Genomic DNA, 23,458 nt, shown 5'->3' with positions numbered 1-23,458 from the left:
CACGCTGCGAAACAGATGAATTATTTTGCCGCGAGCGGTGATTGCGACGTCCGGTCAGGTTATGCGGGCGGCGTGCCGATGCTGCCCTCGACCGATCCCAGGAATACTTCGGACAGCCCGTCGGCTGCGATCATCGATCCCAGTCCGGGAATGATGGCAATGATGATGTCGGAAAGAGAACCCACGTGTGCCTCCTCGAGTCGAACCTTCGGACGGCGGTGCGCAATCTCGCAATCCACGGGCTCACGCACCGTATGGATCGTTACGACCGGTTTGTTTTCGTAACAACGGCACGGTAACAACTCTCCGTATACAACGTAAAGACCAGCAACGTAAATATTTTCGGCGTGTCGTGTCGATCACACGATCGACGCTCTGACCAGGTCGTTCAGCGAGGTCGTGAGCAGGCGCTTGTACGGCCGCGTGTCGGCCATCATCGCGGTGTCGGTGGTGAAGGTGAGGTCGACGGCACCCGGGTCCGAGGTCACGGCCAGGTGACGCAACCCGGAGCCGTCGACGACGCCGAGAACGCCGAGGATCCGTACCAGGGGCTCGCCGAGGAAGGTCAGGTCGGTACCCGCCCACGGCACGTTGCTCACCATCGTGTTGTGCAGCGCCACCGTCGCGCCGGAACTCGGCGCGATGCGGCGCGCATGCCCGGCCAAGCTGAGCAGCCAGGCCGGGCTGCTCTCGATCCGCCGGGACGCTCGACGGACATGTTCGTTGCCGTGTCGGGCCTTCTCGTTGCGCGCGGAGGTCATGATGGCGTGCAGGCGGGTGAGCGGATCGGCTGTGCCGGTGTGCAAGTCCACCGACATCAGCGCCAGGTGGGTGGCCCGAGGTCCGTCGGTGTCGGCCCCGGCTCCGGCCGCCGTCCCGCGCAGCGACATCGGGACCATCGCCGCGAGCGATCCGGCAGGGGATTCGCCGACCTCGGCCAGGTAGCCCGCGAGTGCCCCCGACACCGTGGCGAGTAGGACATCATTGACCGTCGCGCCGGGCGTTTCGGCGCGCACGGCATCGATCGCCCGGCGCGGCAGCCGCACGTGGTCGAAGGTGGGGTCGGGGGTGATCCTGCCGTTGAATCGGCACGCGGGCCTGGATGCGAGAGGTTCGACGATCTCGCCGGCAGCGGACAGTTCGCGCACCCGGCGTGCGGCCGCGCGGGTGTCGCCGAGACCTCGCCCGAACCGGACGAGTTGTCCGGGGAGGGTGGCCGCGGCCCGGGCGAATTCGGTCACGTCGCTGCCGCTGCCGGTGCCGGCCGGGGTCGGAGGCCGAGTGGCCTCCGGAGCGGGCCCGAACAGGCGCAGGCCGAGGTCGCGCGTGGCGATGCCGTCGCCGGCGCTGTGATGGAACTTGAGCACCACCGCGGTCATTCGGCCGGGGGAGTCGTCGATGTCGGTGATCCCCGTGATCACGTGCAGCTCCCATGGTGGCCGCGTCAGGTCGAGCGGCGAACCCACGATGTGGGAGATCCTGCGCCGCAACGGCTCCCACCCCGGGCCGTCGATCGGTTCGACGGTCACGTGCCGACTCGCGTCCACGCCCGGATCTCGCTCCCAGCGGGGCAGGTCGAGGTCCAACGGGACGCGGCGGATCCGGTGGGTGAACATGCGGGCCTGCCCGAGTCGCTCGCGCATCCAGGCGGTCACCTCGGCCGTGCCGACAGCGGTGTCCGAGGTGGATTCGAACAGGTAGATCGCGACGACATTCGAGCGGTGCCGTTCGAATTCGTTGTAGTAGTACTCGGCGTCCTGCGGTGCCAGGCGTGCAGGTGCCGGCTGCCGGCGAAACGATGTCACAAGTGCTCCCTTCGGACTCCCGGACAGCGCCAGGGTAGCCGCGAATGAGCGAACGGCGTGTGAAACCCGTGGCAGGCAAAGGGTTCAGCGTGTTCGCGGTGTCGATGCCACGGCGTTCGGGGCGCCCCACGCGGCTGTGGAGCGTCGCCTTGTCGTTGCAATCGTGGAACCGATCGCGCCCGCCCTGCGTCTGAGTGGTGTGAGTGGACTGTTCGTCGTTGGCGAAGGCGTGGTCCGGGCTTCGAGAAATCAGAGGGGTTGACAGTGGCAGTGTCCGATTCGGGTCGGCGCATGACCGCGGCGATCGCCGGCCGGTGGCGGTTCACCGCACTGGAGTTCGATCTGCTGTGGCGACTGCACGGGCGGGATCGGCTGCCCTATCCGATGCAGTTCCGTGGTGACGCCGTCACCGTGGCCGCGCACGATCGTGCCCGCCGCGACGCGGCCCGGAGAATCCGCACGCTGCTCGACGAGGAACTCCACGCGGCGCTGTCGGTGCTGCTCGCCCCGACCGTGCGGGTCGAGGTGTGCGGCTTCCATGGCGCCGCGCTCGCGTCGGTGACTCGCCTCCATGCAGGGATCGGCGGCGAAGTGGGAGTCGTGGCCCAGCAGTTGCCGGGAACCGACCTCGACTGTGGCGGGGAAGTGTTGGTCTCGTCAGGGCCGGCAGCGAGGGTCGCCGAGGCCGTCGTCGCGGCTGTACCCGCGACCGCTCGCGGGTCGGGTCGGGGCGTGACGCCCCGGCGGGCGGGGGCGTCGCCGGCCGCGGGATTGCTGCTGCGCCAGGTCGGTGGTCGGGACCGGGAGGAGAACCTGCGGACCTTCTTCGCTCGGCCGCGCACCGGTGTCGGTGAAATCGGCGTCCACCCCGGCCCGGCGGTGGACTGGCGGCCCACCGAGGACGGCAGTGTCGTGCACTGGATCGACTTCGCGGACGGACGCTATCTCGTGCGCGGCGGCGACGAGGTCGAGGCACTGCCGGTGTCGGGGGAGGAGTTCACCGCCCACCTCCGGACGCTCATCGCCCGGACCGGCTGAACCGGTCGCGGTCAGGCGTACACCACCAGCCACACCGCGATGTAGTGGCACAGTGCGGCGACCACCGTGCCCGCGTGGAAGAACTCGTGGTGACCGAACGTCGCGGGCCACGGATCCGGCCACCTCGTGGCGTAGAGGATCGCGCCGACGCTGTACAGCACGCCGCCCACCGCGAGCAGCACCAGCGGCGCCCACCCCACCTGGCGCACCAGGTCTCCCGCGACCGGGACGATCGCCCAGCCCAGCACCAGGTACAGCGGTACGCCCACCCAGCGGGGAGCGGTGGGCCACAACATCTTCAGGGCGACCCCGGCGAGCGCCCCCACCCACACCACGGCCAGTAGGGGTCTGCCGGAGTCGGCGGGCAGGGCGAGCAACGCGAACGGCGTGTAACTGCCTGCGATGAACAGGAAGATCATCGAGTGGTCGGCCCGCTTCATCCAGGTCCGCGCCCGAACCGTCGACCAGTGCACGCGGTGATACGCGGCGCTGACGCCGAACACCCCGCACACCGTCACCGCGTAGATCGCCGTCGCAAGGGCGGCTCGGGGGGACACGGTCGCCGCGCACGCCACCAGGACCGCACCGGCGACGACGGCCACCGCGAACGCCCAGAGGTGGATCCAGCCACGCAGTCGGGGTTTGACTGGTGCGAGCGGGTGGTCCAGCACGGTCATGCGGTGCTCCCGGTGTCGACGGAACCTAACCTACGGAACCGTAGGTTAGGGATTTTCCGGTCACTGTACGCCTGTCGAGTGCCGCCGCGACCGCAATGAGACCGCGGTTACGGCGCGAGGGGCACCGGCGCCCGACGACGGCTCGCCGGCCCGGCGTAATGTGGCCTCCCGTGCTGCTCGGGAACTCGGCGGAGAAGGCGGGCTGCTCGGGAACTCGGCGGAGGAGACGGTGGTGATGTCCAGGTGATGGTCTCGAACCTGCTGTACAGCATCTACGAGCGTCGCCTGGCACGGCAGCTCGACGGGATGCAGCGACCTCGGCACGTCGCCGTCATGTGCGACGGCAATCGCCGGTGGGCGCGGGAGAACGGCTTCACCGATGTCGCGCACGGCCACCGCATGGGTGCACTCAAGATCGCCGACCTGCTGCGCTGGTGTGGCGAGGCGGGGATCGAGATGGCCACCATCTACCTGCTCTCGACCGAGAACCTGCGCCGCGACCCGGAGGAGCTCGACACCCTGATCGAGATCATCACCGATGTCGTCGAGGAGATCTCCGGTCCCGACCAGAACTGGTCCGTCAAGATCGTCGGCACCCTCGACCTGCTGCCCGAGGACTCGGCCCGCCGTTTGCGCGAAGCCGCCGACCGGACCACGGGCCGCACGGGTACCCACGTGAACGTCGCGGTCGGCTACGGCGGCAGGCAGGAGATCACCGACGCGGTCCGGTCCCTGGTGCGGCAGAAGCAGGCCGAGGGGCTAGACGGTGCCGAGCTGGTCGACGCGATCACCGTCGAGGGCATCGACGGACACCTCTACACCTCCGGTCAGCCGGACCCGGATCTGGTGATCCGCACCTCGGGTGAACAGCGACTGTCCGGCTTCCTGCTGTGGCAGAGCGCCTACTCGGAGATCTGGTTCACCGAGGCGTACTGGCCCGAGTTCCGTCGGGTCGACTTCCTTCGCGCGCTCCGGGACTACGCGGCCAGGCATCGTCGATTCGGGGCGTGAGCGCCGGGAACCAGATGTCGGTCAGCACCGCTGCTGCATCATCTCGCGGAATGTCCAGGGTGCCGTGGACGGCCCATCGGGTGAAGAACCGCTCCAGCTGCGCCACGAGCAGCTCGATCCGCAGCCGTGCCTCGTCGCGCAGCGGCTCGGGCCATCGAGACAGGTAGGACGGCATGGCGTCGGGTAGCGCGCGATAGGCGTCCCGGGCGATCTCCCGGAGGTCGGGTTCGAGTGCGATCGCCTCGTCCCAGGCGGGCAGGATCGTGCGGTGGGCGTCGAACCAGTCGAGTGCGCGCTCGAGCCACGCGGTGAACTCGGCGCGCGAGCCCGTCGCGAGTACGTCGTCGAGGTCCTCGTACACGGCCTCGGGGCGCGGTGAATGTCCCTGCACCCCGACCGTCCTCAGCACGTCCGCCTTGCTGGTGAAGTGCAGGTAGAACGTGGCCCGGCTGCACCCCGCGGCAGACGCGATGTCGTCGACCTTCACCGCGGCGTAGCCGTGTTCGGTGAACAGGGCGTGGGCGTGGGTGAGAAGGGCGGCCCGCGTCCGCAGTCGCTGCTCGTCCCGCCGGGTCGGCCGGCGACCGCCCTTCGTCTCGTTCATCGGCTCCTCCGACCTCCATCGGGCAAGGCGAGTTTCCCGGTTTCGCTTGACAGCACGTCAGCGAGTGGGCTTGTATGGCGCAGATCACAGGCCCTCGGGTACCACCGGTCCTGATCGTCGCAGGTTCACGAACGGCACGGGGTTCCAGGGAGGGAATTTCATGGCGGCAATGCCCAGGGTGTGCATCATCGGTGCCGGCTGCTCCGGCTTCACCACGGCCAAACGGCTCAAGGACCACGGCATCTCCTACGACTGCTTCGAGGAGTCGGACGAGGTCGGTGGCAACTGGTACTACCGGAATCCCACGGGCCGCTCGGCCTGCTACGAGAGCCTGCACATCGACACGTCCTCCACCCGACTTCAGTTCGAGGACTTCCCGGTCCCCGAGGACTGGCCGCACTTCCCGCACCACACGCTGATGCACGGCTACTTCCGGGATTACGTCGACTATTTCGGTCTGCGTGAGACCATCACGTTCAACACCCGGGTCGAGTCGGCCCGCAGGCAGGCGGACGGCACCTGGACGGTCACCCTCGACAACGGTGAGAGCCGGTCCTACGAGGCGCTCGTCGTGGCCAACGGTCACCACTGGGACCCGCGGATGCCGGACTACCCCGGTCGGTTCGCCGGGACGATCATGCACAGTCACCAGTACCGGAGCCCGTTCGACCCCGTGGACATGCGCGGCAAGAAGGTCGTCGTCGTCGGACTGGGGAATTCGGCACTGGACATCGCGTCCGAACTTTCACATCGTTCGATCGCCGAGCACGTCTGGGTCTCGGCCCGCCGCGGGGTGTGGGTGCTGAGCAAGTACCGCGAGGGCAAGCCGGCGGACAAGATGATGATGCCGCCGTGGATGCCGCGCAAGCTCGGACTGTCCATCGCGCGCAGGAAGATCAAGAAGTCGCTCGGCCGGATGGAGGACTACGGTCTGCCCACGCCCGACCACGAGCCGCTCGGTGCGCACCCGTCGGTCAGCGTCGACTTCCTCGCCAAGGCGGGCTCGGGGGACCTGACCTGCGTCCCGGCGATCGAGGCCCTCGACGGTGACCACGTGCGGCTCGTCGACGGACGCCGGATCCCCGCCGATGTGATCATCTGCGCGACCGGGTACCAGATGAGCTTCCCGTTCTTCGACGATCCGGCGCTGCAACCCGATGCGCGGCACCGCTTCCCGCTGTTCAAGCGGATCGTGCGGCCCGGGGTGGACAACCTGTTCTTCATGGGGCTGGCGCAGGCATCGCCGACGATCGTCAACCTCGCCGAGCAGCAGAGCAAACTCGTCGCCGGAATCCTGGCCGGCACATACGCGTTGCCCTCCGTCGCCGAGATGAACCGGATCGTCGAGGCCGACGAGGGTGCCAGCCTCGCCCAGTACTACCAGGCGCCGCGGCACACCATTCAGGTCGACTTCGCTCGCTACGTTCGTGACCTGACGAAGGAGATCGACGCCGGCCGGAAGCGGGTCAGAGCTTCCGCAGTCGTAGCCGGTTGATGGAGTGGTCGGCGTCCTTGCGCAGCACCAGGGTTGCGCGGGGGCGGGTCGGCAGGATGTTCTCCACCAGGTTCGGCCGGTTGATCGAGTTCCAGATGTCCTCGGCAGCGATCGTCGCGTGTGCGTCGGACAGGTTCGAGTAGTGGTGGAAGTGGGCGTTCGGGTCCGCGAACGCCGTCTTGCGCAGCGCCAGGAATCGTTTGATGTACCAGCGCTCGATGTCCTCCACCTTCGCGTCGACGTAGATCGAGAAGTCGAACAGGTCCGAGACCATCAGCCGGGGCCCGGTCTGCAGGACGTTCAGTCCCTCCAGGATCAGGATGTCGGGCTGGCGGATCAGGTGGTACTGGCCGGGCACCACGTCGTAGGATCGGTGCGAATAGACCGGCGCGGCAACCTCTTCCGCCCCCGACTTGACCTCGGTGACGAAGCGGAGCAACTTGCGTCGGTCATAGCTCTCCGGAAAACCCTTGCGGTGCATGATGCCGCGCCGGGTCAGTTCTGCTGTCGGGTAGAGGAACCCGTCGGTGGTCACCAGGTCCACCCGAGGGTGGTGGTCCCAGCGGGCGAGCAGGGCCTGCAGGACGCGGGCGGTGGTGGACTTGCCGACCGCGACCGACCCGGCCACCCCGATCACGAACGGCACCTGACGGTCCGGGTGCTTCTCGCCGAGGAACGTCGCGGTCGCGGCGAACAGGCGCTGCCGGGCGGCGACCTGCAGGTGGATCAGCCGGGACAGCGGCAGGTACACCTCGGCGACCTCGTCGAGGTCGATCTGCTCGCCGAGGCCGCGCATGCCCTGGAGCTCTTCCTCCGTGAGCACGAGCGGTGTCGACTTGCGCAGTGTCCGCCACTGCTTTCGGTCGAATTCGACGTACGGGCTGCTTTCGCTCACCCTCGCCATGCGCGCGTCCCGGCCTCGATCTGCATAGGGGAATTGTGCGCGTCCCCACACCGGAGCGCCGCGCCGGGTCCGGACACTAGGGTTCACAGGTATGGACGCCGCCACCTTCGTACGCGAGTATCTGCTGCTCGGACTCGGTTTCGATCGCATCGAGGAGGGGTTCGTCGACGCCTTCACCGGTGACCCGGCGTTGCGGCGTCAGGTGGACAACGCGCCGCCTCCCGAGCCCCGCGAACTGGCCCGCCGCGCCGCGCACCTGCGGGGTGAACTGCCGAACGTAGACCTGCCAGCCGATCGCGCGGAGTTCCTCGACGTCCATCTGCGCGCACTCGAATGCTCGGCCCGCACGTTCGCGGGGGAGAAGATCGGCTTCGTCGACGAGGTTCACGCCTACTTCGACGTGCGGATCGAACCGGGGTCGGTCGAGGACTACCGGGACGCGCACCGGGCGATGGACGAGGTGCTCGCCGGTGACGGGAACCAGCCGCTGGCCCAGCGACTTCAGGCGCACCGTGCGGCCGACGAGATCCCACCGGAACGGCTCGCCGACTGTGTCGAGGCGTTCTCGTCCGCACTGCGCGACCTGGTGCGGGCCCGCTACCCGCTCCCGGAGACCGAACGCGTCGAGTACGAGGTGGTCGGCGACAAGCCCTGGTCGGGCTTCAACTACTACCTCGGCAACTACCGGTCCAAGGTCGCGATCAACTCGGACCTCAAGCAGCACATGGCGAATCTGCCGCATCTGATCGCGCACGAGGCATACCCGGGACACCACACCGAGCACTGCCGCAAGGAAGCAGGCCTGGTCGACGCCGGCCAGATCGAACACACCATCTTCCTGGTCAACACCCCACAGTGCCTGATGGCGGAGGGGCTCGCGGACCTCGCGCTCGGTGCGATCGTCGGGCGCGGGAGCGGAGCCGGCGGGGTGACCCAGGGGCAGGGATGGGGGAAGTGGGCGCAGGAGATCTACGCCGACCTCGGGCTGCGGTTCGACGGCGAGCGTGCGGAGGCGCTGTCGAACGCGTCCTCGAAGCTGCTCGGGGTGCGGCAGGACGCGGCGCTGCTGCTGCACGATCGGGGTCGTTCGCACGACGACGTCGCGCAGTTCCTGCAGACGTGGAACCTCACCACCCCGGAACGGGCCCGGCAGTCCCTGCGGTTCCTGTCGTCGCCGTTGTGGCGGGCCTACACCTCCACCTATGTGGAGGGGTATCGCCTGCTCGGATCGTGGCTCGACCGCGGCGGGAACGCCGAGGAGCGCTCCGAACGGTTCCGGCGGCTGCTCGACGAGCCGCTCATCCCGTCCGGTTTGCGCTGACCGGGGTTCGGTCGCATACACTGGGGCCGCTTCACGAGTGCCGTCGCCAAGCCCCGACTGGACGGCCGCCAACCCCACGCTCGCGGGTGGCTCGGGTGACGAAGTGGCCGACACCGACCGGTGCCGGCACGAGCGCCCCCGGGATTCCGGGAGGCCCGAGGAACTCGGGAGTTTCACATGCCCCATCCGTCCAACGACGTTCCGGCCGTCGACCACCGCTGCACCAGCTACGGGCCCGGTCACCAGGTGCACTTCATCCACGCCCGCAAGAGCTGGGAGGACGAGCGGTCGATCGACGTCCTCGCCGTGGTGCAGTCCGACGGTCTGATCCGACTGGAATGGCCCGACGAAGTGGTGGTTCGCTGGCACCACGACGCGCGTCGACTCGCGGCCGCGCTGCGGCGCACCGGCGGCTTCGCCCGCTGGAAGTTGGGGTGGCACGCGCTGGCGGTGCCGTCCGGCCCCGGAGGGAACCTCCTGTTCAACCTCGCCGCTCCGCAGCAGGCCGCCGTCTGTGGAGCGTCGCGGGTGGCGCCCTCAGCCGCGCGGTGACCAGCCCTCGGGGCCGGGGCCGAGGACGGCGAAGGATCCGACGTGCCCGCGGGAGAGTTTGACGCGGCGGGCCAGCAGCCACGCGTCGCCGCGCCGGATCCAGGTGTCGTGGTAGTCGCCGAGGGTCTGGAAGGTCACGCCCGCGCGCTCACCGGTTCCGAGGTGCAGATCCGAGACGTACGCGCGGCTGGTCGCGGTGTCCCCGTCGACGTCGACGACGACATTGCCGAGCAGGTGCTGCGTCGGCCCGCAGGCGTCCAGGAACGACCGGATGCTTGAGACCATCTCGACGCGACCATCCAGCTCGCCGGTGCCCAGGTTCGCGGTCGCGTCCGGGAGGACCAGGTGGTCGAGGGCCTCCCAGGCGCGGTCGTCCATCGCACGGGCGATCAAGGTCAGGGCGCGGGTGATCGCGCGTTCGGCGAGCAGATCGTCGAGGGTCATCCGTGTGCTCCCGAGGTTGGTGGCGGGTGGGATCGCCGTGGACGTTAACCGCGGCCGTGCCGGTGCCGGCGGCCCGTCCCGGCGATCGGGACGGTGCCGCGGGTCTCGTTCCCGGGAACCCGTGGTTGGGGGTCACTGACCTGGCCCTACAATGAGACCTGCCCCTGCCCGGCCTTTCGCTTGGAGATCCCTCGATGACCGCTGTGCCCAGCACCGACGTGAACAACGCTTCGCTCGCCGAACTCGACCCCGAGGTCGCCGCGGCAATGAACGGTGAGCTGGCCCGTCAGCGCGACACCCTGGAAATGATCGCCTCGGAGAACTTCGTTCCCCGCGCGGTGCTGCAGGCCCAGGGCAGCGTGCTGACCAACAAGTACGCCGAGGGCTACCCCGGCCGCCGCTACTACGGCGGCTGCGAGCACGTCGACGTCGTCGAGAACCTCGCGCGTGAGCGCGCCAAGGCCGTCTTCGGTGCGGAGTTCGCGAACGTGCAGCCGCATGCCGGCGCGCAGGCCAACGCCGCGGTGCTGATGGCGCTGATGAACCCGGGCGAGAAGCTGCTCGGCATGGACCTCGCGCACGGCGGTCACCTCACGCACGGCATGAAGCTCAACTTCTCCGGCAAGCTGTACCAGGTCGCGTCGTACGGCGTCCGCGAGGACACCCACGTCGTCGACATGGACAAGGTCCGCGAGATCGCCCTCGCCGAGCGTCCCCAGGTCCTGATCGCAGGCTGGTCCGCCTACCCGCGGCACCTCGACTTCGCGGCGTTCCGGTCGATCGCGGACGAGATCGACGCCAAGCTGTGGGTCGACATGGCGCACTTCGCCGGCCTCGTCGCCGCCGGTCTGCACCCGTCGCCGGTGCCGCACGCCGACGTCGTCTCCACCACCGTCCACAAGACCCTCGGCGGTCCGCGCTCGGGCATGATCCTCGCCAAGCAGGAGTGGGCCAAGAAGCTGAACTCCGCGGTGTTCCCCGGCCAGCAGGGCGGGCCGCTGATGCACGCGATCGCCGCGAAGGCCGTCGCGATGAAGATCGCAGGCACCGAGGAGTTCAAGAACCGGCAGGAGCGCACCCTCGCCGGCGCGAAGATCCTCGCCGAGCGTCTCGGTGGTTCCGACGTCGCCGGTAACGGCATCTCCGTCCTCACCGGCGGCACCGACGTGCACCTGGTGCTGGTGGACCTGCGCAACTCCGAGCTCGACGGCCAGCAGGGCGAGGACCTGCTCCACGAGATCGGCATCACCGTCAACCGCAACGCCGTGCCGTTCGACCCGCGCCCGCCGATGAACCCGTCGGGCCTGCGAATCGGCACCCCGGCGCTGGCCACCCGTGGCTTCGGCGATGCCGAGTTCGCCGAGGTCGCCGACATCATCGCCACCGCCCTCGCGAACGGTCAGGACTCCGACATCACCGCCCTGCGCGCGCGGGTGTCCAAGCTGGCCCTCGACTTCCCGCTCTACGACGGGCTCGAGGACTGGGGCATGCTCTCCAAGAACGTCTAGTTGTCACCGCCGAAACGGCCCGCACCCCTCGGGGTGTGGGCCGTTTCGGCGTTCCGTGGGGATGCGTCGAGTTCCGGAGCCGTCGCCGGACGGGCCCGGTGATCCGGGGGCCCGCTTAACCCAACGTTCACCGTGTTGCTGCCGCACGGGCGTGTGAGTTGGACGTAGCGTTCCGTTCAACGGGTGACAGGGGAAGTTGCCCGTCCGGGAGGTTCGAGTCGTGACTGACTTCGTTCAGGGCGAGGGGACCGGCGCCCGGTCCCCGTGGGTCGCAGACCCACCCGGACCGACCGGCCCAGCGAACCGCCGCCTGCGCGGGCGCCGTGCAGGTGTAGGAGCCACCGTGACCGCAAACCGCTCCGTCCGCACCTACGTCCTCGACACCTCGGTCCTGCTCTCCGATCCGTGGGCCGTCACCCGGTTCGCCGAGCACGACGTGATCATGCCGCTGGTCGTGATCAGTGAACTGGAGGGCAAGCGCCACCACCACGAGCTGGGATGGTTTGCGCGCGAGGCGCTTCGGATGCTCGACGATCTCAGACTCGAGCACGGTCGGCTGGACCAACCGGTGCCGATCGGCACCGACGGCGGCACCCTGCAGGTCGAACTGAATCACACCGACCCGAGCGTGCTGCCGGTCGGCTTCCGCACCGACTCGAACGACTCCCGGATCCTGGCCTGCGCACTGAACCTGGCCGCCGAGGGGCGCGACGTGGTGCTGGTCAGCAAGGACATCCCGTTGCGCGTCAAGGCCGGTGCCGTAGGGCTGCCGGCAGACGAGTACCACGCACAGGACGTGGTGCCCTCCGGGTGGACCGGGATGGCCGAACTCGACGTCGCCTCCGAGCGCATCGACGAGCTGTTCGCGGAAGGGGTTGTCGACCTCGACGAGGCGCGGGAGTTTCCGTGCCACACAGGGATCCGTCTCCTCGGTGGCCGATCGAGCGCTCTGGGCCGGGTCACCCCGGACAAGCGGGTGCAGCTGGTGCGGGGGGAGCGGGAGGCGTTCGGCCTGCACGGGCGCTCCGCCGAACAGCGGATCGCGCTGGACCTGCTGCTCGACGAGAGCGTCGGAATCGTCTCACTCGGCGGCAAGGCGGGCACCGGCAAGTCGGCGCTCGCCCTGACCGCCGGCCTGGAAGCGGTGCTCGAACGCCGCACGCACCGCAAGGTCGTGGTGTTCCGGCCGCTGTACGCGGTCGGCGGTCAGGATCTCGGCTACCTGCCGGGTAGTGAGAGCGAGAAGATGGGCCCGTGGGGGCAGGCCGTCTTCGACACCCTCGACGGCCTCGCCAGCCCCGAGGTGATGGACGAGGTCATCGGCCGCGGAATGCTGGAAGTGCTGCCGCTCACCCACATTCGTGGACGGTCGCTGCACGACTCGTTCGTGATCGTCGACGAGGCCCAGTCGCTCGAACGCAACGTGCTGCTCACCGTCCTGTCCCGGCTCGGCAGCGGATCGAGAGTGGTGCTCACCCACGACGTCGCACAACGCGACAACCTGCGGGTCGGCAGGCACGACGGTGTGGCTGCGGTGATCGAAAAGCTCAAGGGGCACCCGCTTTTCGCGCACATCACCCTGACCCGAAGCGAACGCTCCCCGATCGCGGCACTCGTCACCGAGATGCTCGAGGAGTTCGGGCCGACGCCGTAGAGCATGCCGGGCTCGTGCGGGTACCGGCGACATGCCCCGCACGAGCCCGGGCCGGTGGTCAGCCGATGGTGACGTACGTGGCTGCCGCCACGTCGGCGAGGATCACCGGGATCCGGGACGTCGCGCGACCGGTCTCGAACTGGACGTCGTACGGGGTGCGCAGGATCCTCTCCAGTGCAGGCCAGTCGTTCTCGACCATGTTCCGGTACCGCGGCAGCAGTTCGGTGCTGACGTACCGCCAGCGCTGGTCGTAGACCGACCAGTCCCAGCCGGGCAGCGGAGTGTGCAGCGTGGCGGTTCGCCCGTCGGGGAGGGTTGTCTCGACTTCGATCGACCGGTGGCTGCGCAGCGGTGGCACTCCCGCCACCGAGGGGGACCCGGCGAGCGTCATCACATAGGTCAGTGCGCTGCCGACGCCGGCGCCGTAGGCACGGACCTCGTCCCACTTGGCGCCGACGACATCTCGCTGTTCACGCCGCAGCAGGCTCATGTTGCCGTCCGCGACGCGGTCGGGTTCCCCGGAGGCGATGGCGTACCACGCCTCGCGGACGTCCTCCGGGATCAGCCCGGCGTCGTGGAACTCGTCGATCCCGGCGAGACCGTCGTGGGTGTAGGCGTAGTGCATGGGCATCAGGTCGGCGAAGATCGCCTTCTGCATCACCACGACCTGCTCGGTGAACCAGCGCAGGTCGGTCGGGGTGATCCTGCCGGCCGAGTTCGCGAGATCGCGCAACCCCTGTGGCAACCGGTCGACGACCTGCGGCCCGGCCACCGCGACGGCCTGGTTGATCACCGTGCTCGCCATCTGCTGCAACCCTGGGAGACTGTAGATGTCGGAGACCAGGTCGATGTCGGCGATGCCACCGCCGAAGTCGGCGCCGACCTGTCCGCCCATGCCCGCCCACTGCAGCTCGCGGTGGGCGAGCTGGAAGTCCTCGTAGTACCGGTAGGACCGGATCATGTTGGAGCGGTTCATCGGGAAGCCTCGAGCCGGGTCCCATCCGGCGAGGTCGATGCCGGCGTCGGTGGTGGCCTGCGCCAGCCGGTACTGGAGCAGCAGCCCCGCGTACGAGCTCGCGGGCCTGCCGGACGACCGCGCCGCGTCGACGAGGGCCGCCAGTGCGCCGACGTCGGTCGGTAGTTGCGGGTTGACCCCGCCCGGGCCGCGGTCGAACGTGCGGTTCAGCATCGGCAGGTTCAGGTACTGCGAGACGTCGTCCGCGCCCGCCTGCGGGGGGAGCGCGATCGAGCAGGCGACGATCGCGGGCGCGAACAGTCCGGCGACGACTCGGGCGGACACGCGAGGGAGCGGCATACGATTCCTTTCGGTTCGTCGGCAGCGGTCGACCGCGGAAGTCGTTTTGGGGCAATGGTTGTCAGGACCCGAGTTCGGTGGCGAGCCAGTCGACGGTGTGCATGCCGAACAACTCGGTGCCCCATCGGTAGGGGTCGGTGAGCAATACGTCCGTGCCGCACTCGAGGGGGTGGTATCGCACGTCGGCTCCTCCCGCGCGGTACCGGTCGACGAGATCTCGGGAGTCCGACGCCGGTGTCACCACCATGAACGAGTCGTCGTCGGCGCACGAGCTGACGAGGACCTTCGACGTCGGTGCGCCACCGTCGCCGAGCCTGTTGTCGGCGTAGACCGGCAGGAAGTCCGCGATGTCCGCGGGATGCTCACCCGACCTGAAGAGCGCCTGCGTCGGCAGGAACGGTGTCGCGAAGTAGAGAACCTGGCAGCTACCGCGGAACGTGTCGGCAAGGACCTTGCCTGCGGGCGTGAGCTTCTCGTCGATCTGCATCTGTGGGTACTTCGCTTCCAAGCCGAGCAACGTGGCCAGGACGAATCCCGACCCGAGGCCGCCGGACGCGAACCTGACGAAGTTGCGCTGATCGGCCGCCATCGCTTCGAGGACCGTGGCCCGAAGGTTGATCTCCGGCGCGTACCAGGGCTGGTACTCGGCGGCGAAGCCCCCACCAACGCCGCCGCCGGCGATGCCGAATATGCCGACCGGATTGGCCGGATTCAGGGAGGCGTCCGAAACCTGGTACGCGGCGCGAACGCCGTTGAGCAGCGCCATGGCCGCGTAGCGTCCGGCGAACACCCCGTGCGGATTCGGGTCGGCGTCGTTGCCGATGTCGGAGATCACCACGCCCAGCCCGCGACCCCACATCAGTGCAAGTGGACCCAGGGCGGACCAGGCCGAGGCCTCGCTGAATGCACCGCCCGACCATTGGGTCGACGGATGACAGCCAGCTCCGACGGAGTCGTTTGCCTCCTGGTACGCGACGATCGACCGCGTGCGGTTGTCGCGGCCGTCCTCCGGAAGCATGACGACGCCGGTGGAGACATCGAGTTCGCCCTCGAGGGTCTCGGTGACATACATCGTCTTCCACGCGGCGATGTTCCCCGGCTGGACGCCGCTGAAGAGCACGTCGAACGGCTCGGCTTTGAGTAGTGTGCCCGGTGTTTCGGTGCCGAGCAGTTCGGGCTCGACGAAGAACGGATCGGACGCGAACAGGCCGTCGAAGTTCTCCTGCGGCGTCGCGAGCGCACCGTGCCGGAGCGTTCCGAGGGTGAAGCCGTTGAAGACCTCGTCCGGTGTCGGCACGTCGAGCGGAACGCCGCCGGTCGGGGCGACCTGCGCGGCCGCGGGAACCGCCGCTGTGATCAGTGTTGCAGCGGCGGCAGCGGCAACCGCGATGCGGCGAACGGCACGGCCCCCCGTGCAGTGCCGGCTCACCCTATCGCCCTGTGTCCGCTCGACCCAGGTACCCGTGCGAGCGGCCGCCGCGGCGGCCGAGTGCCGCCCGGACGATGCCGACAGCGGTGCCGCGAGCGAGGTCGCGGACGCTGAAGTAGTCGCGCCAGACCGTGATCTTCCCGTCGCGCAGTTCGAACGTGCCGCAGACCCAGAATTCGATGCTCACCGGTCCGACGGTCAGCAGGTCGGTGCGCTCGGTCAGCACCACGCCGTCGGTCGCGGCGATGTTGTGCATGATCGCGTCGAACTTCAGCCACGGGCTGTTCATCGAGCGGATGGACCGCCCGACCAGGCGAGCGCCGCGAAGGGAGGGAAACCCGACGTTGGTCCACTCGATGTCGTCGGCGATCAGCGCCAGTGCCGCGTCGGCGTCGCCGTGGGCGAGGTCGGTGAGGAAGGTCTCGACGACCGCGACCCCGTCGGTGCTGTCGAGTGCTGGTGAGTCCATGCCGGCCTCCGGAGCGGATCGGGTGTCGGGTTGCGGAGCAGATCCTTCCAGGCGATCCCCGCATTCGTGGCCGAATTCGGTTGCCCGTCCCGTCGATCCCGAGGGACGGGCAACCGTGCGAGCCGTGCGACCACACGCACGTCAGTGGTCAGGTGCCTCCCCATCACCCAGGGAGCCCCGGGGGTGGGCTGCACTCCCGTGCACGGTGACCGCAGCCGGCTCGAAGCCCGGCACAGAACTAGGTCGGCGGCCGGTCGCACTCGATACGGTCGGGAGTCTCGGAGGACAGCGATCGGATCGAGGCGACCTTGTGGGACATCGCGTAGGTGACCAGGTTCTTGCGGCAGTTGTCCGCCCACCGCTCGAACGTGCTGACGATCGAAAAGCGCCGGCCACGCAGGCTCGCCACGTGGGCGGCGACCTGACCCGGGACTGATGCCGGGATCGACAGTCGTGAACGAAATACGGCCACAACCGAATCCGATGCGGTGTCGATGCACACGGCATCGTAGCCCTCGGCCTCCGCGCCGATGCCGGCCTCGACCACGAACAACTCGATCAACAGGTTGTCGTAGCGCCGAATCGCTGCAGCGTTTGACGACGTGATGCCCGCCGGTCAGGATGTGGTGTGCGCAGTGTGATGTACGTCATACTCTCGACCGTTGTGGCGACGGTGCTCGCCCTGCTGACGGCGCCGATGGCGGCCGCGCAGGGGCCCTGGTTCGCGGATCGGGTCGGCGGTGCCAGCCAGGTGGTCGCGGTGGGCGGCACAGGTGGCTCGCAGGCGACGGTCGAGGCGTGGCAGCGGTCCCCGGTCGGCTGGCACCGTGTCTCCCCGGCGCTGCCCGCGACCGTCGGCGCGGACGGGTTCGCCGACCGCGCCCGGGACGGCATCCCCGCCACCCCGACCGGTGTGTTCACGCTCGACGAGGCGTTCGGCACGGCCCCGTTCCCCGGCGGTGGGCTCCCATACCGCACCGTCGGCCCCGACGACTGGTGGGACGGCGACCCGGACAGTCCGACCTACAACACCCATCAGGTCTGCGTGCCCGGCACCTGCGCGTTCGACGAGGACTCCGCCGAGCAACTGCAGATCCCGGCCTACCGGTACGCGGTGGTGATGGGCGTCAACAAGAACCGGATCCCCGGCGACGGCGGCGCGTTCTTCCTGCACGTCGCCAACGGTCAGCCCACCGAGGGCTGCGTCGCGATCGACGAGGCCGCGCTGGTCTGGCTGATCCGATGGCTGCAGCCCGGTGCGGTCATCGCCATCGAGGCGTGACCGCGCAGGAAGCCGGGGTGCTCAGCGGGCGCTGAGCACCCGCCGCAGTTCCTTGCGGCTGGTCTTGCCGACGCCGGTCTCCGGGAACGACTCCAGCACCTGCACCTTGTCGGGGATCTTCCACGCCGCGAGCCCGCGTTCGCGCACGAACGCCCGGATCTGCCCGGTCTTCGGCGGATTCGCCTCGTCGGCGGCGAGCACGAACGCGCACGTGCGCTCGCCGAGATACTCGTCGGGTATCGCGACGACCACCGCGTCCCGCACCGCCGGATGTGCCAGCAGGTGCTCCTCGACCTCCTCCGCGGACACCTTCTCTCCGCCCCGGTTGATCCGGTCCACCGCGCGGCCGCAGACGGTGATGTTCCCGCCCGCGTCGACACGGACCACATCGCCGGTGCGGTACCAGCCGTCGGCGGTGAACGACCGGGCGTTGGCGTCGGAATTGCGGTAGTAGCCGCGAATTGTATAGGGGCCCTTGGTCAGTAGTGCGCCCTCGGTGCCGGCGGGGACATCCTCGTCGTTCTCGTCCACCACACGGATCCGGTCGAACGGCGACATCGGCCGGCCCTGGGTGGTGGTCACCACCTCGTCGGGATCGTCGAGCCGGGTGTAGCAGACGAGGCCCTCCGCCATCCCGAACACCTGCTGCAACCGGGCGCCGAGCGCAGGTCCGATCCGGGCGGCCAACTCGTCGGGGCAGCGCGCCCCGCCGACCTGGACGGTGGCCAGGGTGGAGATGTCGTGCGGGTGGCCGCGTTCAGCGGCCTCGGTCCACAGCCGGGCCAGTGGCGGCACCAGTCCGGTCATCGTCACGCCGGCTCGTTCGATCATCGCGAACGCCGCGGACGGGCTGGGCGACGGCGTCAACGCGATCGTCCCACCGGCCGCGACCGCGCCGAGGATGCCCGGGGAACTCATCGGGAAGTTGTGCGCGACAGGCAGAGTCGCCATGTACACGGTGTCCTCGGTGACGCCGCACAGCTCGTTGCTGCGCACCACGCTGTAGAGGTAGTCGTCGTGGGTGCGGGGGATCAGCTTCGGGATTCCCGTGCTGCCGCCCGACAGCTGCAGGAACGCCACCGCACCGGGATCGACCGCCGGGAACTCGCGCGGCTCGCCGTGCTGTTGGATGCGCGGCTCGCCGCGGTGTTGAATGCGCGGCTCGCCGCGGTGTTCGATGCGCGGCTCGCCGCGGAGGTCGCCGAAGGCCACCGTTCCCTCCGGTGCCGTGGCGCCCGCATCGGGCACGCAGACGACGATGCGCAGCGAGGGCGAGGCGGCCGCGACTTCGGCGGCGAGCGCCGCGTGGTCGAAGCCCTCGTGGTGGTGGGCGACGACGATCGCGACGGCCTCGGAGGCCGCTGCCAGCGCGGTCAGTTCCGCGGAGCGATGCGCGGGCAGGCAGAACACCGGTAGTGCGCCGATCCGGAACAGGGCGAAGACCGTCGCGACGTACTCGGCCCGGTTCGGCAGCTGCACCATCACCCGGTCGCGTGGAACGACGCCGAGGTCGGCGAGCCCGGCGGCCAGGGCGTCCACCCGGGCGTCGAGTTCGGTGTACGTCCAGGACGTCTCGGCGTCGATCACCGCGACGGCGTCGCCGCGCGCGGCCACCGTGTCGCGCAGGACCCGATCGAATGTCCGCCCGGCCCAGATGCCGTTGTCGCGGAAGCGGCTCGCCTCCTCGCCGGGCCACGGCGTGAACTCGACCGGACCCCGTGAGGACACCGACACCACTGGACTCCCATCTCGCGAAGCGCACACCGCGTGCGCGGCAAAGCGAAGCTAAGGATAGCCTAGGCTCATGGTGGTGGATGGAGTGACCGGACGGTCCGTGCTCGTGACGGGCGCCGCGGGTGGCATCGGGGCCGCCGTGGCGCGGGTGTTCGAGCAGGCCGGCGCGACCGTGGCACGGTGGGACCTCGCCGGTGACGAGCAGGCCGACCTGCGCACGGGCGGGGTCCTCGCCGTCGACGTGACCGACGCCGACGCGGTCGCCGCCGGATTCACCACGACCGAGGACGCGATCGGGCCGGTCTCCATTCTGGTCCACGCCGCCGGCGTCCTGCGCACCGGCTCCGGGCTGGACCGCGGCGACGACTGGGACATCTGCATGGCGGTCAACGCGACCGGCACCCGCAATGTCGCCGGCGAAGCGGCCCGGCGTTTCGTGGCCGCCGCCGACGCGGGCGCGCAGCCGGGCGTGATCGTCGGGGTCTCCTCGAACGCCGCACCGACCCCGCGCACCTCGATGGCCGCCTACGGCGCGTCGAAGGCCGCGGCGACGGCCTACCTGCGCAGCCTCGGTCTCGAGCTCGCGCCGCACGGAGTCCGGTGCAACATCGTCTCTCCCGGTTCAACCGACACCCCGATGCTGCGCGGCATGTGGTCGCGCGAGGACGAATCCGCCGCCGTGATCGCCGGTGACGCGTCCGCGTTCCGGCTCGGGATACCTCTCGGTCGCCTCGCGCAGCCGGAGGACATCGCGCAGACGGTGCTGTTCCTCTGCTCGGACGCCGCCCGGCACGTGACGCTGCACGATCTTCGGGTCGACGGCGGCGCCACCCTCGACATGTGAACCGCCACAACCGAACTCGACCACCGAACACGACAAAGGAGTAACCGGATGGCCATTCCTCCGATCGCGCCGTACCAGCTGCCGGGCCGCGACGAAGTGTCCGCCGACCGCGTCGACTGGGCGCTGGACTCCTCGCGCTGCGCGCTGCTGATCCACGACATGCAGAAGTACTTCATCGACGCGTACGAGCCGGGTACCGAGCCAATCAGCTCGGTGGTGGCGAACATCGCCACCATCCGGGATGCCTGCGCACGCGCCGGAATCCCGGTGATCTACACGATGCAGCCGGGTGATCAGCACCCGTCCCGCCGCGGCATCCTCGCCGACTTCTGGGGCGTCGGCATGGCCACCGGTCGTGACACCGAGGTGATCGACGAACTCACCCCGCGGCCGTCCGACATCCAGGTCACCAAGTGGCGGTACTCCGCGTTCCAGCGCACCGACCTCCGGCAGCTGCTGGGGCATTTCGGTCGTGACCAGCTGATCGTGACCGGGGTCTACGCACACATGGGGTGCATGCTCAGCGCCACCGAGGCGTTCATGAGCGATGTCGCGCCGTTCCTGGTGCTGGACGCGACCGCCGACTTCACCCGCGACGAGCACCTGATGGCGCTCGAATACGTGGCCAAGCGGGCCGGGCGGGTGCCGACGACGGCGGAGGTGGTCTCCGCGATCGACGCGACCACGGCGGTGGCGGATCCGGAGGCCGAGTCGGCCACCGCCTGACCGCAGGCTGTCGGGCCGGGATGAAGGTGAGGGGCGGGTCGGGCACCGCCTGGCGCGGAGGGGTCAGGCGGTGACGCCGAGTGCCGCCATGATGGTGCCGAATTTCGTTGTGGTCTCGTCGAGTTCGCTCTTCGGGTCGGACGCCTCGACGATCCCGCCGCCTGCGTGTGCGGTGGCGCTGAGGCCGTCCGCGGCGATCTGTGCGCAGCGGATGGTCACCATCCACTCGCCGTCGCCGGACGCGTCGCACCATCCGACCGTGCCGGCGTAGAAACCGCGGCTGCCCTCGACGGCCAGGATCGTGCGCATCGCCTCCGGGGTCGGGGTACCGCACACCGCGGGCGTGGGGTGCACCGCGAGCGCGAGCTCCAGTGCGCCCACGGCCCGGTCGCGCAGCGTCGCCCGGATGGGGGTGCCGAGGTGCCACAGTTGGGGCGTGTTGGTCAGCACCGGACTGCGCGGGGCGTCGATGTCGGTGCACAGCGGCTCGAGGGCGGCGCGCAAGAAGTCGATCACGTAGGCGTGCTCGGTGAGGTCCTTGGCCGAGGCCGCCAGCGCGCGGCCGCGGGCCGCGTCGATCTCCGGATCGGGATGGCGAGGTGCGGACCCGGCGAGGGGATGGCAGGTGACGAGGTCGCCGCGGCGCCGGATCAGCACCTCGGGACTGGACCCGACCAGGCGCACGCCCCGGTGCGCCTCGCCGGCTGCGCTGAGGTCCACCGAGAAGCCGTTCCCCGCGGGGTCCGCGGCGACGAGGCGTTCGAGGATCGTGGTGTGGTCGAGCGGTGCGGCGGCGTCGAGTTCGACGGCACGGGCGAGAACGACCTTCCGGAGCGAGGATTCGCGGAGCAGCGCGACCGTGTCGGCGACCCGACGGGCGTGGTCCGCGGGGGACGGGACGCGGCGCCGGATCGACACGGCGGGCACCGCGGCGTCGGGGCGGGCGACGGGCAGCGGCGCCGACGTGACGGCGAGGCGGTGCGGCACGGTGAGCGCGGCCGGTTCGCGGACGTCGAACGGCAGCGCCCCGACGATCGCGGGGATCCGTCCCGCGCGCAGGCGCGCCACCGCGTCGTTCGGGTCAATGGTGGTGTCGGCCACCCCGTGCCCGCTGACGGTGCCGTGCGGCCGGGACAGGACGAAATGCGGCCCGGTCGGGTGCGGTGCGTCCTGTGTGGTGGCCGGGTTCGTGGCCGCGGCGGTTGTCATCACCTGTTTCCTCGCCGGGGTGGCGCCTGAGCCAACCCCTGTCGCACTCTACTTCGCTTAGGCTAACCTATCGGGCGTGAACCGCATCATGCTCTCCGGGAAGATCCACCGTGCCACCGTCACCCAGGCCGACCTGCACTACGTCGGCTCCGTGACCATCGACGAGGACCTGATGGATGCCGCCGACGTGCTCGAGGGTGAGCAGGTGCACATCGTCGACATCGACAACGGCGCCAGGCTGGAGACCTACGCGATCGCCGGTGCCCGCGGATCGGGCGTGATCGGCATCAACGGTGCTGCGGCACACCTCATCTCACCCGGTGACCTGGTGATCATCATGGCCTACCGGCACGTCGACACCCGTGAGGCCGCGGACTTCGTGCCCCGCGTCGTGCACGTCGACGCGAGCAACGCCATCGTCGAACTCGGATCGGATCCGGCCGAGCCCGTGCCCGGCGCGGTGGATCAGCTCGCCACCCGCTGAGCGGATCCGGCCGCGCCGGCCGTCAGGCGTGCTCGCGCCGCCGGTGGTCGAGCGACTCGACGGCCTGATCGCGCAGCGCCCGTACCCGGGCGAGCGCGCCGGCGACCGGTGCGCGCCAGTACCCGGAGGCGTCGAGCAGTTGCTTCGGCACCCCGAGTTCCTTGGCGACCGCGCGCAACTCCCGCACGATCGCGGCCTCCCCGGCGATCCACATCCAGCCCTCACCGGTGGCGGGGGCGAGCTGCCGCACCGCATCGGCGAGCAGCTTCGCGTCGGCGACGCCCTCGCGACGGTGCACCCAGGTGACGCCGGTCAGGTCGGCCTGCTCCTCTTCTGGGCCGTCCACCAGGACGACGGCGTGCAGGGTCGCGGGATCGGCGTGCGTGTCGACGTAGCGGCCGATCGCGGGCAACGCGGTCTCGTCCCCCGCCAGCAGCCACCAGTCCGCGCCGGTCGGCGGGATGGTCGAGACCTTCGGTCCGGCCAGGTGCAGCACGTCGCCCGGCTTCGCGTCGCGTGCCCAGTTCCCAGCGACGCCGTGGCCGTGCACCACGAAGTCGAGGTCGAGTTCGCCGGTGACGGGGTCGAATCGGCGGACGGTGTAGGCGCGGGCGACCGGTGCGGGTTTGCGAGGCCAGTGCAGGTGGCCGTCGTGCTGCTCGGGCAGCACGGGCTCGGTCTCGCCCTCCTCCGGCAGGAAGATCTTCACGTAGTCGTCGGCGCCCTCGGTGCGGAACGCGGTCACGTCGAACTCGCCGGAGCGGAAGCCTTCCAGCTGCTCGCCGCCGACGGTGATCCGGCGCATCCGCGGAGTCACCTCGGTGGTGCGGACGACCCGCAACTCGCGCAGGACGATCGGGAGATCGAGCCGCCTGGACGGGGTGGTCACCGGCATGCGCTGGGTCCTTTCGTTGACCGAAACTCGCCTTGGGTAGGGTAGGTAATCCTAACCT

General features: G+C 69.6%; 24 protein-coding genes and 1 riboswitch. Of the genes, 11 read left to right on the top strand and 13 right to left on the bottom strand.

Features of this window, described 5'->3' with window-relative positions; genetic code table 11:
- Positions 1-59: 59 nt before the first annotated feature.
- The gene (locus ACWEPG_RS06745) at positions 60-185 is read right to left on the bottom strand and encodes a hypothetical protein (protein WP_450132767.1); all 126 of its coding nucleotides are present in this window, start codon (positions 183-185) and stop codon (positions 60-62) included.
- Positions 186-359: 174 nt separating this feature from the next.
- Positions 360-1,805 carry a wax ester/triacylglycerol synthase domain-containing protein gene (locus tag ACWEPG_RS06740; RefSeq protein ID WP_452594120.1) on the bottom strand — a complete coding sequence of 482 codons (1,446 nt, stop codon included), beginning with the start codon at positions 1,803-1,805 and terminating at the stop codon, positions 360-362.
- 291 nt (positions 1,806-2,096) lie between these two features.
- Here ACWEPG_RS06740 and ACWEPG_RS06735 point away from each other — a divergent pair, with 291 nt between their 5' ends.
- The gene (locus ACWEPG_RS06735; protein WP_452594119.1) at positions 2,097-2,843 is read left to right on the top strand and encodes an ESX secretion-associated protein EspG; all 747 of its coding nucleotides are present in this window, start codon (positions 2,097-2,099) and stop codon (positions 2,841-2,843) included.
- 11 nt (positions 2,844-2,854) lie between these two features.
- Here ACWEPG_RS06735 and trhA read toward each other — a convergent pair whose 3' ends face one another.
- Complete coding sequence (gene trhA, locus ACWEPG_RS06730; protein WP_450115820.1) at positions 2,855-3,520, bottom strand: PAQR family membrane homeostasis protein TrhA; 666 nt, start codon at positions 3,518-3,520, stop codon at positions 2,855-2,857.
- A 246-nt stretch (positions 3,521-3,766) separates the two neighbouring features.
- Between trhA and ACWEPG_RS06725 the strand changes: the two genes are divergently transcribed.
- The gene (locus tag ACWEPG_RS06725; protein ID WP_450115859.1) at positions 3,767-4,531 is read left to right on the top strand and encodes an isoprenyl transferase; all 765 of its coding nucleotides are present in this window, start codon (positions 3,767-3,769) and stop codon (positions 4,529-4,531) included.
- On the opposite strand, the gene ACWEPG_RS06720 is transcribed toward ACWEPG_RS06725, so the two are convergent.
- Positions 4,440-5,135: a TetR/AcrR family transcriptional regulator gene (locus ACWEPG_RS06720; protein WP_450115821.1), complete on the bottom strand. Its 696-nt coding sequence runs from the start codon at positions 5,133-5,135 to the stop codon at positions 4,440-4,442. The genes ACWEPG_RS06725 and ACWEPG_RS06720 overlap by 92 nt on opposite strands.
- Before the next feature lie 160 nt (positions 5,136-5,295).
- Here ACWEPG_RS06720 and ACWEPG_RS06715 point away from each other — a divergent pair, with 160 nt between their 5' ends.
- Positions 5,296-6,630, top strand: a complete 1,335-nt coding sequence (locus ACWEPG_RS06715; RefSeq protein WP_450115822.1) for a flavin-containing monooxygenase — start codon at positions 5,296-5,298, stop codon at positions 6,628-6,630.
- Here ACWEPG_RS06715 and coaA read toward each other — a convergent pair.
- On the bottom strand, positions 6,602-7,534 hold the full coding sequence (coaA, locus tag ACWEPG_RS06710; protein WP_450115823.1) for a type I pantothenate kinase: 933 nt from the start codon (positions 7,532-7,534) through the stop codon (positions 6,602-6,604). The two genes, ACWEPG_RS06715 and coaA, sit on opposite strands and share 29 nt — an antisense overlap.
- A 91-nt stretch (positions 7,535-7,625) precedes the next feature.
- Between coaA and ACWEPG_RS06705 the strand changes: the two genes are divergently transcribed.
- Positions 7,626-8,855: a DUF885 domain-containing protein gene (locus tag ACWEPG_RS06705; RefSeq protein ID WP_452594118.1), complete on the top strand. Its 1,230-nt coding sequence runs from the start codon at positions 7,626-7,628 to the stop codon at positions 8,853-8,855.
- Positions 8,856-8,884: 29 nt separating this feature from the next.
- Positions 8,885-8,994: riboswitch (SAM riboswitch) on the top strand.
- A 38-nt stretch (positions 8,995-9,032) separates the two neighbouring features.
- Positions 9,033-9,407: a hypothetical protein gene (locus tag ACWEPG_RS06700; protein ID WP_452594117.1), complete on the top strand. Its 375-nt coding sequence runs from the start codon at positions 9,033-9,035 to the stop codon at positions 9,405-9,407.
- On the opposite strand, the gene ACWEPG_RS06695 is transcribed toward ACWEPG_RS06700, so the two are convergent.
- The gene (locus ACWEPG_RS06695; RefSeq protein WP_452594116.1) at positions 9,393-9,851 is read right to left on the bottom strand and encodes a nuclear transport factor 2 family protein; all 459 of its coding nucleotides are present in this window, start codon (positions 9,849-9,851) and stop codon (positions 9,393-9,395) included. The genes ACWEPG_RS06700 and ACWEPG_RS06695 overlap by 15 nt on opposite strands.
- A gap of 194 nt (positions 9,852-10,045) precedes the next feature.
- Here ACWEPG_RS06695 and glyA point away from each other — a divergent pair, with 194 nt between their 5' ends.
- Both glyA and ACWEPG_RS06685 read left to right on the top strand, forming a co-directional pair.
- Positions 10,046-11,359: a serine hydroxymethyltransferase gene (gene glyA / locus ACWEPG_RS06690; RefSeq protein WP_450132760.1), complete on the top strand. Its 1,314-nt coding sequence runs from the start codon at positions 10,046-10,048 to the stop codon at positions 11,357-11,359.
- 343 nt (positions 11,360-11,702) lie between these two features.
- The gene (locus ACWEPG_RS06685) at positions 11,703-13,013 is read left to right on the top strand and encodes a PhoH family protein (RefSeq protein ID WP_450115828.1); all 1,311 of its coding nucleotides are present in this window, start codon (positions 11,703-11,705) and stop codon (positions 13,011-13,013) included.
- Between the two features lie 58 nt (positions 13,014-13,071).
- Here the strand turns inward: ACWEPG_RS06685 and ACWEPG_RS06680 are convergent, their stop codons facing one another.
- The 4 genes from ACWEPG_RS06680 to ACWEPG_RS06665 form a co-directional block, all read right to left on the bottom strand.
- Positions 13,072-14,328, bottom strand: coding sequence for a hypothetical protein (locus tag ACWEPG_RS06680; protein WP_452594115.1), 1,257 nt, complete (start codon positions 14,326-14,328; stop codon positions 13,072-13,074).
- A 61-nt stretch (positions 14,329-14,389) separates the two neighbouring features.
- On the bottom strand, positions 14,390-15,757 hold the full coding sequence (locus tag ACWEPG_RS06675) for a lipase family protein (protein ID WP_452594114.1): 1,368 nt from the start codon (positions 15,755-15,757) through the stop codon (positions 14,390-14,392).
- 1 nt (position 15,758) lies between these two features.
- Entirely contained in the window at positions 15,759-16,226 is a 468-nt protein-coding gene (locus ACWEPG_RS06670) for a limonene-1,2-epoxide hydrolase family protein (protein ID WP_452594113.1), read from the bottom strand.
- A gap of 238 nt (positions 16,227-16,464) precedes the next feature.
- The gene (locus ACWEPG_RS06665; protein WP_452594112.1) at positions 16,465-16,788 is read right to left on the bottom strand and encodes an aspartate/glutamate racemase family protein; all 324 of its coding nucleotides are present in this window, start codon (positions 16,786-16,788) and stop codon (positions 16,465-16,467) included.
- Between the two features lie 78 nt (positions 16,789-16,866).
- Between ACWEPG_RS06665 and ACWEPG_RS06660 the strand changes: the two genes are divergently transcribed.
- Complete coding sequence (locus ACWEPG_RS06660) at positions 16,867-17,508, top strand: L,D-transpeptidase family protein (RefSeq protein ID WP_452594111.1); 642 nt, start codon at positions 16,867-16,869, stop codon at positions 17,506-17,508.
- A gap of 21 nt (positions 17,509-17,529) precedes the next feature.
- Here ACWEPG_RS06660 and ACWEPG_RS06655 read toward each other — a convergent pair whose 3' ends face one another.
- Positions 17,530-19,122: a (2,3-dihydroxybenzoyl)adenylate synthase gene (locus ACWEPG_RS06655; protein WP_452594255.1), complete on the bottom strand. Its 1,593-nt coding sequence runs from the start codon at positions 19,120-19,122 to the stop codon at positions 17,530-17,532.
- A 190-nt stretch (positions 19,123-19,312) separates the two neighbouring features.
- Here ACWEPG_RS06655 and ACWEPG_RS06650 point away from each other — a divergent pair, with 190 nt between their 5' ends.
- Together ACWEPG_RS06650 and ACWEPG_RS06645 are read left to right on the top strand one after the other, a co-directional pair.
- Positions 19,313-20,086, top strand: coding sequence for an SDR family oxidoreductase (locus tag ACWEPG_RS06650; protein ID WP_452594110.1), 774 nt, complete (start codon positions 19,313-19,315; stop codon positions 20,084-20,086).
- 48 nt (positions 20,087-20,134) lie between these two features.
- A complete protein-coding gene (locus ACWEPG_RS06645; RefSeq protein WP_452594109.1) occupies positions 20,135-20,812 on the top strand; it encodes an isochorismatase family protein in 678 nt (225 codons plus the stop codon).
- 63 nt (positions 20,813-20,875) lie between these two features.
- On the opposite strand, the gene ACWEPG_RS06640 is transcribed toward ACWEPG_RS06645, so the two are convergent.
- Positions 20,876-22,021 (bottom strand): isochorismate synthase, encoded by a 1,146-nt coding sequence (locus ACWEPG_RS06640; RefSeq protein WP_452594108.1) that lies wholly within the window; start codon positions 22,019-22,021, stop codon positions 20,876-20,878.
- Between the two features lie 88 nt (positions 22,022-22,109).
- Between ACWEPG_RS06640 and panD the strand changes: the two genes are divergently transcribed.
- The gene (gene panD, locus ACWEPG_RS06635; RefSeq protein WP_452594254.1) at positions 22,110-22,505 is read left to right on the top strand and encodes an aspartate 1-decarboxylase; all 396 of its coding nucleotides are present in this window, start codon (positions 22,110-22,112) and stop codon (positions 22,503-22,505) included.
- A gap of 22 nt (positions 22,506-22,527) precedes the next feature.
- Here the strand turns inward: panD and ACWEPG_RS06630 are convergent, their stop codons facing one another.
- Complete coding sequence (locus ACWEPG_RS06630; protein ID WP_452594107.1) at positions 22,528-23,400, bottom strand: siderophore-interacting protein; 873 nt, start codon at positions 23,398-23,400, stop codon at positions 22,528-22,530.
- Positions 23,401-23,458 lie beyond the last annotated feature (58 nt).

The sequence above is a fragment of the Rhodococcus sp. NPDC004095 genome (assembly GCF_053604015.1).
The sequence above is the reverse complement of the archived record's forward strand: the minus strand, read 5'-3'. Positions and strand labels throughout refer to the sequence as shown.